Raw genomic sequence first — 12369 nt, forward strand, 5'->3', positions numbered from 1 at the left:
ACGCCTCTTGGTCCACAGCTGACGCGGTGAACCTAGCGGGGCGACACGCGCACCACCAGACCCCGTTGCCGGGGACCGGGAGGTCTCACCCGGTCAGCAGAGAATCCAGCCCGTGCCGGTGCCCTTGCCCGCGATCTTTCCGGAGACCCGCACGCACCGGTTCAGCGCGTGGACGGTCACCGGGCCCGCCCGCTGGGTGTAGCGGCCGCTGTCCGTGACGGGGAGGCCGCCGCGCGGCTGGATGGTCACGGCCATGGGGCGGCGCTTGCCGGGCCGGGAGGCGACGGCGGTGACGCAGGCATAGGCACGCGACTTGTAGACGCGGATCTCCCCCGTGGCGAACGTGACCGTCTTCTTCGGGCGGCCCGCGCACACCGAGGCGGCGTCCGCGCTCCCCGCGACCGCCCCGCCGGTCACCAGTGCGAGGGAGGTGGCCAGGGCAAGGAGCACGGCATGGCGGCGGAGCCCGCGCCGCGCGCCCCAGGCATGTCCTTCGGTCCCTCTGGTCACAGCCGCCCCATCGCTTCATCGAACATCCGCGCCTCTACCCGACACCTGGGCGCATATGCCTGTACCTGCGTACGACGCGGGAGGCCATCCGGAGGTTGCATCCGGCGGGCCCGGCACCCGCGGGGGCGGCAGCGGCCCACCATGGACCCGGACAGGACAGACCACCATGAAAGGCAGGAACCGTCATGACCCGTACCCGCTCCGCGCGGCGCACCGCCGGACGTGCGCTGCTCGCCTCCACGCTCCTCGCCGCCGCCGTCGCCGTGCCCGTCGCCGTGCCCGCCGCCACGGCCGCCCCGCGCGAGGCATCCGCCGGGGCGACGGTCCGGGACGAGACGTCGACCCGGGAATCCCGGCTGGTGGACGACTTCTACAGCGCGTACGTCGACGCGGTGGCCGCCGAGGACGGCGGGGACCTCGCCACCGCGCTGCGCGGCTTCTACCTCACTCCGGGGCTGCGCGCCCGCCTGGCCGACTGGGAGGCGGCGCACCACGCGGACGGCGTGCTCCTCGCCCAGGACGTCCCGGTGGAGCACCGGGTCACCCCGGGCCACAGCGGCGCCGGACACACCTGGTCCACGGTCCGGCTCACCTGGGGATCGCCCGAGGACCCCGCGTACACCTACCTGACCGTGCGCTCCGACCTCGCGACCGGGAAGATCTCGGCGATCCGCGACGGGGAATAGGCCCTGGCTCACACCCCGGCCGGCTCGTCCTCCCCTATGAACGTGCGCCACAGCACCGCGTAGTGCCCGTCGCGGGCGAGGAGTTCGTCGTGGGTGCCGTCCTCCACGACCCGGCCGTGGTCCATCACTACGACCCGGTCCGCGCGGGCGGCGGTGGTCAGCCGGTGCGCGACGACGAGCGTGGTGCGGCGGCCCGCGAGCCGGTCGGTCGCCTGGTTGACCTGCGCCTCGCTGGCCAGGTCGAGCGAGGCGGTCGCCTCGTCCAGGAGCAGGATGTCCGGGTCGACCAGCTCGGCGCGGGCGAGCGCGATCAGCTGGCGCTGTCCGGCCGAGAGGTTGCGGCCCCGCTCGGCGACCTCGTGGAGGTAGCCGCCGTCCAGCGTGGCGATCATGTCGTGCGCCCCGACCGCCCTGGCGGCCGCCTCCACCTCCGCGTCGGTGGCGTCCGGCCGCCCGTAGGCGATGGCGTCGCGCACGGTCCCGGCGAAGAGGTACGCCTCCTGCGGGACGACTCCGAGCCGGCGCCGGTACGCGGTGAGCCCGAGGTCGCGCAGGTCGGCGCCGTCGACCGTGATCCGGCCCTCCGTCGGGTCGTAGTACCGGGCGACCAGCTTGACCAGGGTGGACTTCCCGGCCCCGGTCTCCCCGACGAAGGCGACGGTCTGCCCGGCCGGGATGCGCAGGTCGACGCCCCGGAGGGCCGCCTCCTCGTCCCCGTAGGCGAACGACACGTCCTCGAAGGCGATCTCGCCGCGCAGTTCGCGGACGCGCCGCGGGTCGTCGCGGTCGGTGGTGGAGGCGGGCTCGCGCAGGAGTTCCTGGATGCGGCCGAGGGAGACGGCGGCCTGCTGGTAGCCGTCGAAGACCTGGGAGAGCTGCTGGACGGGCGCGAAGAACAGGTCGATGTAGAGCAGGTAGGCGACCAGCGCGCCCGCGGTGAGCGTGGCGTCGTCCACCCGGTGGGCGCCGACGATCAGCACGGCCGCCGCGGCCACCGACGACAACAGCTGGACGAACGGGAAGTAGACGGAGATCAGCCACTGCCCGCGCACCCGCGCCTCGCGGTACTCGTCGCTGCGGGCCGCGAACGCGTCGGCCCCGTCCCGCTCGCGCCGGAACGCCTGCACGATGCGGAGGCCGGCGACGGACTCCTGGAGGTCCGCGTTGACGACGCTGATCCGCTCCCGGGCCAGCTCGTACGCCTTGACGCTCTTGCGGCGGAAGAAGACGGTCCCGACGACGAGGACGGGCAGGGTCGCGAAGACGACCAGGGCCAGCTCCACGTCGAGGACCAGCAGCGCGACCATGATGCCGAGGAAGGTGACGACGGAGACGAAGGCGGTGACCAGGCCGGTCTGGAGGAACGTGGACAGCGCGTCCACGTCCGTCGTCATCCGGGTCATGATGCGGCCGGTCAGCTCGCGCTCGTAGTAGTCGAGCCCCAGGCGCTGGAGCTGGGCGAAGATCTTCAGCCGCAGCGCGTACAGCACCCGCTCACCGGTGCGGCCGGTCATCCGGGTCTCGCCGACCTGGGCCGCCCACTGCACGAGCACGACGACCAGGGCGAACGCGGAAGCCGTCCAGACCGCGCCCAGCGCGAGCTGGGTGACCCCGTCGTCGATGCCGTTCCGGATCAGCACCGGGAGCAGCAGCCCGGCCCCGGCGTCCACGGCGACCAGGCCGAGGCTCACCAGGAGCGGCAGCCCGAAGCCGCGCAGCAGCCGGCGCAGCCCGTAGGAGTCCTCGGGGTGCACGGCGCGGGCCTCGTCCACGTCCGGGGTGTCGTTCGCCGGGGGCAGGGCGTCCACCTGGGCGAGCAGTTCGGGCGTGGCGGGCGTGCCCGCCGTGTCGGTGGACCGCTCCTGCTCCCGGCGCACCCACAGCGCGGGCGTGATGCCGCGTTCGGCGTCGAATGCGGCGTCGATCTCCTCTTGGAGCGCGCGCTCCCCCTGCGGGTCCTCGGGGGCGGCGGCCGGGCGATGGCCTGGTGAGGGGGCGCCCAGCTCGTCGGGGTCGGTGAGCAGGCGCCGGTAGAGGGCGCAGCGGCGCTCCAGTTCCTCGTGGGTGCCGAGGTCGGCGAGGCGGCCGTCGTCGAGGACGGCGATGCGGTCCGCCAGGTTCAGGGTGGAGCGGCGGTGGGCGATGAGCAGCGTCGTGCGGCCGGCCATCACCTGGCGCAGGGCCTCGTGGATCTCGTGCTCAACGCGGGCGTCCACGGCTGAGGTGGCGTCGTCCAGGAGCAGCAGGCGGGGGTCGGTGAGGATGGCGCGGGCGAGGGCGATGCGCTGGCGCTGGCCGCCGGAGAGGGTGAGTCCGTGCTCGCCGACCTTGGTGTCGTAGCCGTTCGGCAGCTCGGCGATGAAGCGGTGGGCCTGGGCGGAGCGGGCGGCCTGTTCGATCTGCTCGTCGGTGGCGCCGGGCAGGCCGTACGCGATGTTGGCGCGGACGGTGTCGGAGAACAGGAAGCTGTCCTCCGGGACGAGCCCGATCGCGGCGCGCAGCGAGTCCAGGGTCAGTTCCCGCACGTCGTGGCCGCCGACGAGGACCGCGCCGTGCGTCACGTCGTAGAAGCGCGGCAGGAGCAGCGACACGGTGGACTTGCCGCTGCCGGAGGCGCCGACGACGGCGACGGTCTCGCCGGGTTCGATGGTGAGCGAGAAGCCGTCGAGGACGGGGCGGCGGGCCTCGGCTCCGCCTCCAAGGTCCTTGTCACTGGCGTAGCCGAACCGCACGTCCTCGAACTCGACGCTCGCCGGGGCGTCGGCGGGCAGCTCCTTGGTGCCGTCCTCGATGGAGGGCTCGGTGTCGATGAGCTCCAGCACGCGTTCGACGCCGGCGCGGGCCTGCTGGCCGACGGTGAGGACCATGGCGAGCATCCGGACCGGGCCGACGAGCTGCGCGAGGTACGTGGAGAACGCGACGAACGTGCCGAGGGTGATCTCGCCCCGGGTGGCCAGCCAGCCGCCGAGGGCCAGCATCGCGACCTGGCCGAGGGCGGGCACGGCCTGGAGGGCGGGGGTGTAGCGGGAGTTCAGCCGGATGGTGCGCAGCCGGCCGGCGAACAGCCTGCGGCCGACCTCGCGCAGCTTGCCGGTCTCCTGCTCCTCCTGCCCGAAGCCCTTGACGACGCGGACGCCGGAGACGGCTCCGTCCACGACGCCGGCGACGGCGGCCGCCTGCGACTGGGCGTACCAGGTGGCGGGGAAGAGGCGGGCGCGGGAGCGGCGGGCGATGTACCAGAGGGCGGGGGCGACGGCGACGGCGACGAGCGTCAGCAGCGGCGACAGCCAGGCCATGATGACCAGGGAGATCAGGAACAGGAGCACGTTCCCGATGGTCATCGGGAGCATGAAGAGCAGGCTCTGGATGAGCTGGAGGTCGCTGGTGGCGCGTCCGACGACCTGGCCGGTGGACAGTTCGTCCTGGCGCCTGCCGTCGAGCCGGGTGATCGTCCCGTACATGCCGGTCCGCAGGTCGTGCTGGACGTCGAGGGCGAGCCGGCCGCCGTAGTAGCGGCGGATGTAGGTGGCGGCGTAGACGAGGACGGCCGCCACGATCAGCAGGCCGGTCCACACGGCGAGCGAGCGGGTGTGGCCGACGACCACGTCGTCGATGATCACCTTGGTGATCAGGGGGACGAGGGCCATCACGGCCATACCCGCGAGCGAGGAGCCGAGCGCCAGCAGGACGTTGCGCCGGTAGCGCCAGGCGTACCCGCTCAGTCTCCGCGCCCAGCCGCCTCGCTGCCCGCGTTCCGTCTCCCGTGCGTCCGCCACCCGGTGCCTCCCGTTCGACCTGATCCGACGGAAGGCTCCAACGCGGTGTGCTGCGGATTTCATCCCTCCGCGACGAATACGGGAGCTGCGGCCCAGGCCTCTTCCCTCCGGCCGGCCGCGTTCAGCCGTCGCTGCCGCCTTCCCCGCCCCGGGCCGTTCCGGTCTTCTCGCCCCGGCCGGGCCGTGGCCGGGGGGACCCGGTCGCCGTGCCGCTCGGTGTGGCCGACGCCGTCGGGGTCTCTTCACTCGGTGTGGCCGGTGTGGTGGGAGAGGTGGTCGAGGGGGTGGGCTCCGCACTCCGCGTGGGCGCCGCCGTGTCCGCCGGGTCGTCCGAGCCGGTGGCGGGAGCGAAGGCGCGGGGCGTACCGGACGAGGCGGCGGGGGTGCCGGGCGGGGGCGTGTCCGCGGTCCGGCGGGGGCCGGCCGGGGCGTGCGGGCCGGTGGGCCGTGCCGCCGGTGGCGGTGTGCGGGTCGTCGCGCGCTCGCCTCCGCCGTTACGGGCATGGCTGCCGGCCGTGGGAGTGGCTGAGGTCCGGGGCGCGCCCGGGCCGGCGTCGGTCGGGGCGGAGCTGCCCGTGACGGCCAGTACGACCGCCGCGACGGCGGCGAGGGCGACGCCCCCGCCGGCCATGGCGGTGCGTCCTCGGGCGGGGCGGGCATCGTCGTCCCCGGCGCGCGGCGGAGGCACGGACGCGGGCGTGGACGTGGGCTCCACGTCCCCCGCCATCTCCGTCAGGGCGCGGGCGCAGTCGCGGGCCGTCGGGCGGGCCTCGTCCTCCTTGGCCGTCATCCGGCCGAGCAGAGCGCGGAACTCCTCCGGCGCGTCGAGCGGCAGGGCGGGTGGGCGGTGCAGCCGTGCGATCGCGGCCTCGACGGGGCCGCCGCCGTACTCCAGCCTGCCGGTGAGGCATTCGAGGAGCACCAGGCCGAGGGCGTAGATGTCGGCGGGCCGCCCCACGGGCCGGCCGAGCACCTGCTCGGGGGACAGGTAGGCGGCGGTCCCCACGAGGGTGTCGGCCACCGTCCGGGTCGTGGCGTCCAGGGGCCTGGATATGCCGAAGTCGGCCAGGTACGGGCGGTGGGCGGAATCCAGGAGGATGTTGGACGGCTTGACGTCGCGGTGGACGATGCCGGCCTCGTGTGCGTGGGCCAGCGCCTCGGCGAGGCCGGCTCCGAGTGCCGCGGCGGCGTCGGGGGACAGCGGCCCCTCGGCGATGTGGTTCTTCAGCGTGGTGCCTTCGATCAGCTGCATGACCAGGAAGGCGCGTCCGTCGTGGTGCCCGGCGTCAAAGGCGGTGACCAGTCCGGGGTGGTGCAGCCGAGCCAGGATCTCCGCTTCGCCGCGCCAGCTCTCCTCGGCGTCGAGGGAGGTGTCGGTCCGGAAGACCTTGACCGCCACCGGTCGTCTCATCCTCAGGTCGAAGCCCCGGTGGACGTCCGCCGCACCCCCCGAACCGAGAGGCTCGTCAAGACGGTACCGGCCGCTGAGCACCTCGGCGTGAAGCCGGGGAGCCGTGGCCTGGGCAGATTCGCGAAGCCTCATTCCCTCTCCTACCGCGTTGGGGGGGCTTACGCCAGTCGGTGATCCGGACGCGACGCTCCTTGAGACGCCGCGTACCCGGAAGAACCGCGTGCAGCCCTGCCGATTGCGGTAGTCGGCTGTCGGCCCCCGCTCGGGTCCGGTGGGAGTCGGGCCCGAGCGGGACGGGGCCCCGGGTCCGGCTACCGCGGCTCGGCGGTGAGCATCCGGCCGGCGGGCGCCTCCGGGACCGGCGGGACGGCTTCCTGCGGGGCGACGGGGACGGCCGGGGCGGCCGGGGCGGAGAGGACCCTGGGGCCGTGCATGATGCGCGGGTTGAGGTCCTTGTGGACGACCCGGGCGACGGCCTGGATGGTGTCGACGCCGTCGTTCATCGTCTTGTTGTCCTGGGTGAGCACGGTCAGCCCGTAGTCGTGGCCGTTGCCCGTGAAGGCGCCGATGCTGTGGACCCGCCAGCCGTGCGTGGAGCGCGGCAGCCAGCCGTTCTTGACCTGGACGGTGGTCCCGGTCACGGCCCCTGCCGGGGTGCCCCAGCGCTGCGCGGGGACGACCTTCTTCATCAGCCCCAGCTCGTAGGAACGGGCGCTGTCGGTGAGCACGGAGTTCTTCGAGGTCAGCAGGGTCAGCAGCCGCTGCTCGTCCTGGGCGGTTATCTGCGTCAGGCCCCAGTAGCCGCCGGAACCGGGCACGGTGTGGGTCATCCCGGCCGCCTTGAGGAAGGCGTTGACCTTGCTGACGCCGAGCTGCTTCCACAGGCTGGTGGTCGCGTCGTTGTCCGACTTGGTGATCATCTTGGTGCTGAGGTCGATCTCGCGCTGGGTGAGGTGGCGGTTGTGCTTGGCGTTGTCCCACAGGAGCATGGCCAGCACGGTCGCCTTCACGACGCTCGCCGAGTCGTACGTGCTCGTCGCGCGCAGCGTGCACGTGGTGTCGGTGGACCGGTCGTAGAGCGCGAGCGCGACGGTGGACTTGCGGCCCTTGAGCGCGGCGGTGATGTCCTTGGTCAGCTGGGCGGCGAGCCCGGCCCGCCCGGAGGTGCAGCTCACCTTCGCGGTCGCGGCGGACGCGGGCGCCGCGGCGAGGGCGACTGGGGCGAGGACCCCGGCGGCGACGGCGGCACAGAGCGCGGCGCGGGTGCGCCCGGTGGTACGGGACGTGGTCATGGTGCGTTCCCCCTGAACGGTTCCTGCGGACGGCCCCCCGGCACGCCCGCAAGAGATGACTCGCGGGGAGCCGGAAGGTTGTACGTCCCACAGGGCCGGCGGGGGCCTGTTACAGGTCTGTCGATCTACGGGTGCGCGGGCTCACAGATGCGTCGGCTCGAACATCGTCAGGTGGACCGGGAGGACGACGACCGAGGGCCCCGGCCGCCCGAGCGCCTCGGCCAGGTCGGCGGCGAGCGTTTCGGGGCCCGTACGGACGGCGGGGACGCCGAAGGACGCGGCGAGGGCCGTGAAGTCCGGGCGGGCCAGCTCCGTGGCGGTGGTCTCGCCGAAGGCACCGGTCAGGTACTCGCGCAGGATGCCGTAGCCGCCGTCGTCCACGATCAGCCAGGTCACCGGCAGGTCGTACTGCCGGGCGGTGGCCAGTTCCGCGACGGAGTACATCGCGCCGCCGTCGCCGGAGACCGCGAGGACCGGCCGGGTCGGGTCGGCCACCGCCGCGCCGAGCGCCGCCGGGAACGCGTAGCCGAGGCCGCCCGCGCCCTGGGCGGAGTGCATGGTGTTCGGGCGGCGGGCGTCGAACGCGGCCCAGGCCCAGTAGCCGAGGATCGTCATGTCCCAGAAGCTGGGCGAGGCGTCGGGCAGGGCGGTCCGGATCGCCGCGAGAAGGTCCTGCTCCAGGTCCCGGCCCTGGCCGGCGATCCGGTCCCGGACCCGGGCGAGCACTCCGGCGGCCCGGTCCGCGGCGGCCGGGTCCTCGCGCGGGGCGACCGCGTCGATGAGGTCGGCGAGCGCGTCGCGGGCGTCCGCGTGGATACCGAGCGCGGGGAGGTTGGCCTCCAGCTTGCCGGCGTCCGCCTCGATCTGGATCACCCGGCCGCGCGGGGCGAACGTGTAGTAGTTGGAAGAGAGTTCGCCGAGTCCGGAGCCGACGACGAGCAGGACGTCGGCGTCCTCCAGGAAGTCGGTGACGTGCCGGTCCTCCACCCACGACCGGAGCGAGAGCGGGTGGACCCAGGGGAAGGCGCCCTTGCCCCCGTACGTGGTGACCACCGGGGCGTCGAGCTTCTCGGCGAGCGCCCGCAGCTTCCCGGAGGCGTCGGACCGTACGACCCCGCCGCCCGCGACGATCGCCGGGCGCTCCGCGTGCGACAGCAGGTGCGCGGCGACCGCGATGAGTTCGGGCCGGGCGTGCAGCTCGCGCGGGGTGGCGTCCGGGGCGAGGACGACGGGCAGCGCGGTCTCCGCGTCCAGCACGTCCTGCGGGATCTCTACCCAGACGGGGCCGTGCGGGGCCGTGAGCGCGGACTCCCAGGCGGCGGCGATCGCGGACGGGATCTGCGAGGCGGCGCGCACGGTGTGGACGGACTTCACGACGTCCCGGAACGACGCCTGCTGGTCGCGCAGTTCGTGCAGATGGCCGTGGCGCCCGCCGCCCAGCCCGCGCACCGGGATCTGGCTGGACACCGCGAGGACGGGCGCGGAGGCGGCAGCGGCCTCCTGGAGCGCGGCGAGCGAGGTCAGCGCGCCGGGCCCGGTCGACAGGAACAGCGGGGCGACCTCGCCGGTGATCCGCCCGTAGGCGTCGGCCGCGAACCCCGCGTTGTTCTCGACGCGCAGCCCGACGTACTCCAGCGACGAGCGGCGCAGCGCGTCGAACAGCGCCAGCGCGTGCTGTCCGGGCAGCCCGAAGACCGTCGTCGCGCCGAGTCCGCGCAGCGTCTCGACGACGAGGTCGCCGCCGGTCCGCCCGGGCGGGGGGTTCAGCGCGGCCTCGATCTGCGCCGGGGTGAGCTCGGGCCGCTCGTCGTGGTGGTCGTGACTCAACGCTGCCGGGCCTCCGCGATCTGGCGGGTCATGATCGTCGTCAGCTCGTACGCGGTGTGCGAGGCGGCGACGGAGGTGATCTCCGCGTGATCGTACGCGGGGGCGACCTCGACCAGGTCGGCGGAGACCAGGTGGCAGGAGGACAGCCCGCGCACGATCTCCAGGAGCTCGCGGGAGGTGAGGCCGCCGGCCTCGGGGGTGCCGGTGCCCGGGGCGTGCGCCGGGTCCAGCACGTCGATGTCGATGGAGATGTACAGCGGCCGGTCGCCGATGCGCTGGCGCAGCTGGTCGGCGATCTCGTCCACGCCGCGCCGCATCACGTCGGCCGAGGTGACGATCCCGAAGCCCATCTTGGCGTCGTCGGTGAGGTCCTGCTTGCCGTAGAGCGGACCGCGGGTGCCGACGTGGGAGAGCGCCGAGGTGTCGAGGACGCCCTCCTCGACGGCCCGGCGGAACGGCGTGCCGTGGGTGTAGGCGGCGCCGAAGTAGGTGTCCCAGGTGTCCAGGTGGGCGTCGAAGTGGAGCAGCGCGACCGGGCCGTGCTTCTTGGCGACGGACCGCAGCAGCGGCAGCGCGATGGTGTGGTCGCCGCCGAGCGTCATCAGCCGGGCGCCCGTGGACAGCAGCTCGTCGGCCGCCGCCTCGACGGTCTCCACGGCCTCCTCGATGTTGAACGGGTTGGCCGCGATGTCCCCCGCGTCGGCGACCTGCGCCAGGGCGAACGGCGAGGCGTCCTGGGCCGGGTTGTAGGGGCGCAGCAGGCGCGACGCCTCACGGATCGCGTTGCCGCCGAAGCGGGCGCCGGGCCGGTAGGAGACACCCGAGTCGAACGGCACCCCGACGACGGCGACGTCCGCCGCGCCGACCTCGTCCAGGCGGGGCAGCCGGGCGAACGTCGCGGGCCCGGCGTACCGGGGGACGCGCGAGGAGTCGACGGGGCCGCGCGGCGCGTCGTTGCTGCTCATGGTGGATGGTGCCTTTCCCTCGGGTGCGGGTGCCGGGGTCGTCCGGCGCGTGTGCCGAAGCGACGCTAGGCGGCCGCGGGTCCGGACTGAAGTGTACGTTTCGTCCACTCACCCACCGGAACGGATGAAACCCCCCGCCGCCCCTGATCCGGCCACCCTGAGCTGTCCCCCGCGGAGCCCCATGGCATATGTTGCAGTGGCAAAGGGGGGTCGCATGGCACGGGATTACGACAGTCAGCTGCTGGAGTCGGTGGGAGTGCGCCGCCGGCGGATGCGCGACGCGCTCCTGTTCGGCACCGGCCGTGCGCGGCGGACGGCCGACGAGCGCCTGGGCAAGGTGTTCGCGGGCATCGCGATCACCGCCGTGCTGTGCGCGGGCTGCGTCGGCTGGTCCTTCCTCCAGCACACCCTGGACGAGCAGAAGGCCGAGCAGGAGAAGCAGCAGCGGCAGTACCAGCAGTACAACCGCTGACCGGTCGGCCCCGACATTTCCTGGACGTCGCGATGATTGGTTTTCGTCAGTGAGTACCGCAACGGCTTCCCGCGCGGAAATGAGCCGGGTGACCCTGGTCGGCGAGCGGCGCCGCGCGGATCTCGTCCTGCCCTCCGACACCCCGGTCGGGCAGCTTCTTCCGGACATTCTCCGGCTGCTGGACGACCGCGCCGCGGCCCGCCCGCAGACCAGGCAGCTGCTCACCGCCGACGGTTCGGCGCTGCCGCACGACGCCACCCTGGCCTCGGCGGGCGTCGGTGACGGTGCGGTGCTCCGGCTGGTGCGCAGCCACGCGGCCCCGCCCGCCCCGGTGGTCCACGACGTCACGGACCAGGTGGCCGACAGCCTGGACCTCCAGACCTGGCGCTGGCGTCCGGCCGCCCGCCGCGTCGGCGCGGGCGCGGCAGCCGTGGTCTTCGCGGTGACCGCCGCGCTGCTCGCCCGCCGTGAGTTCCCGCTCGGCGCCCTGGCCGGGGCGCTGGCGGGCGTCACGGCCCTGCTGCTGGTGGCCGGTGCGCTGGTCGCCCGGCTCGGCCGCGGCAACCGCCCGCTCGCGACCGCGCTGCTCCTCGTCTCGGCCGTGCTGGGCGTCCTCACGGCGTGGACGGCCGCCGACGCCCACGGCTGGTCCGGTGCGCTGCGGCTGGCGGGCGTGGCCGGGGCGGTCGCGCTGTCGCTGGTGCTGCTCGGGCTGCTGTCGCCGCTGGGCCGGGGCGGGCTGATCGGCGCGCTGGCCACGGCGGTGCTGACGGGTGTCTGGGAGGTCGTCGCCGCCGTGGCGGACGATCGGGCCCGGCTCGGTGCCGTGATGGCCGTGTTCTCCGTGGTCCTGCTCGGCCTGCTCCCCCGGCTCGCCCTGATGGCGTCGGGCCTGACGGGGCTGGACGACCGCCGTTCGGGAGGCGCTTCGGTCAGCCGCCACGACGTGGGCGACGCGCTGGCCGCCACGCACCGGGGCCTGGCCCTCGCGACGCTCGTCACGGCGGTGTCGGCCGCCGCCGGCGGGTACCTCCTCACCACGGCGGACCGGCCGACGGTGTGGACGGTGCTGCTGCCGTGCCTGGTGGCGGTGGTGCTGCTGTCCCGGGCCCGGGCGTTCCCGCTGGTGGCGGAGGTGGTGACGCTGTTCACCGCCGCCGGGTTCGTGGCGGTGCGGCTGGTGGTGCTGTGGCTGGACCGCTCCGGGGGCGCGGGGCCCGTCGCGGTCCTGTGCGCGGCCGCGCTGCTGCCCCTGCTCGCGCTGGTGGCGGAGCCGCCCGAGCACGTGCGGGTGCGGCTGCGGCGGACGGCCGACCTCGTCGAGTCCATCGGCGTCGTGGGGCTCTTCCCGCTCGCGGTCGGGGTGTTCGGCGTCTACGGGCAGCTGCTGAACAAGTTCTGACGACCTCCGAGACCACTGACGCGGGGCC

Annotated in this window: 9 protein-coding genes; 3 read left to right on the forward strand and 6 right to left on the reverse strand. The window is 74.1% G+C overall.

Annotated elements, in window-relative coordinates; genetic code table 11:
* Positions 1–93 precede the first annotated feature (93 nt).
* Positions 94–510, reverse strand: coding sequence for a hypothetical protein (locus tag ACFUJY_RS15380; RefSeq protein ID WP_383298925.1), 417 nt, complete (start codon positions 508–510; stop codon positions 94–96).
* A gap of 185 nt (positions 511–695) precedes the next feature.
* On the opposite strand from ACFUJY_RS15380, the gene ACFUJY_RS15385 reads away from it, so the two are divergent.
* Positions 696–1196 carry a hypothetical protein gene (locus ACFUJY_RS15385; protein ID WP_383298928.1) on the forward strand — a complete coding sequence of 167 codons (501 nt, stop codon included), beginning with the start codon at positions 696–698 and terminating at the stop codon, positions 1194–1196.
* An 8-nt stretch (positions 1197–1204) separates the two neighbouring features.
* Here ACFUJY_RS15385 and ACFUJY_RS15390 read toward each other — a convergent pair whose 3' ends face one another.
* The 5 genes from ACFUJY_RS15390 to speB all read right to left on the reverse strand — a co-directional run bounded on the left by ACFUJY_RS15390 (position 1205) and on the right by speB (position 10467).
* A complete protein-coding gene (locus ACFUJY_RS15390) occupies positions 1205–4972 on the reverse strand; it encodes an ABC transporter ATP-binding protein (RefSeq protein ID WP_383298931.1) in 3768 nt (1255 codons plus the stop codon).
* Between the two features lie 121 nt (positions 4973–5093).
* A complete protein-coding gene (locus tag ACFUJY_RS15395) occupies positions 5094–6515 on the reverse strand; it encodes a protein kinase (protein WP_383298934.1) in 1422 nt (473 codons plus the stop codon).
* Between the two features lie 179 nt (positions 6516–6694).
* The gene (locus ACFUJY_RS15400; RefSeq protein ID WP_383298937.1) at positions 6695–7675 is read right to left on the reverse strand and encodes a serine hydrolase; all 981 of its coding nucleotides are present in this window, start codon (positions 7673–7675) and stop codon (positions 6695–6697) included.
* A gap of 141 nt (positions 7676–7816) precedes the next feature.
* Positions 7817–9502 carry a thiamine pyrophosphate-binding protein gene (locus ACFUJY_RS15405; protein WP_383298940.1) on the reverse strand — a complete coding sequence of 562 codons (1686 nt, stop codon included), beginning with the start codon at positions 9500–9502 and terminating at the stop codon, positions 7817–7819.
* Entirely contained in the window at positions 9499–10467 is a 969-nt protein-coding gene (gene speB, locus ACFUJY_RS15410; protein WP_383298943.1) for an agmatinase, read from the reverse strand. Before speB ends, ACFUJY_RS15405 begins: the two co-directional genes overlap by 4 nt.
* Before the next feature lie 214 nt (positions 10468–10681).
* Here speB and ACFUJY_RS15415 point away from each other — a divergent pair, with 214 nt between their 5' ends.
* Together ACFUJY_RS15415 and eccD are read left to right on the forward strand one after the other, a co-directional pair.
* A complete protein-coding gene (locus ACFUJY_RS15415) occupies positions 10682–10939 on the forward strand; it encodes a hypothetical protein (RefSeq protein ID WP_383298946.1) in 258 nt (85 codons plus the stop codon).
* Positions 10940–11018: 79 nt separating this feature from the next.
* Positions 11019–12341, forward strand: a complete 1323-nt coding sequence (gene eccD / locus ACFUJY_RS15420; protein ID WP_383298948.1) for a type VII secretion integral membrane protein EccD — start codon at positions 11019–11021, stop codon at positions 12339–12341.
* Positions 12342–12369: the final 28 nt, after the last annotated feature.

It is taken from the genome of Streptomyces sp. NPDC057249 (genome assembly GCF_042669245.1).
Classification (GTDB): Bacteria; Actinomycetota; Actinomycetes; order Streptomycetales; family Streptomycetaceae; genus Streptomyces.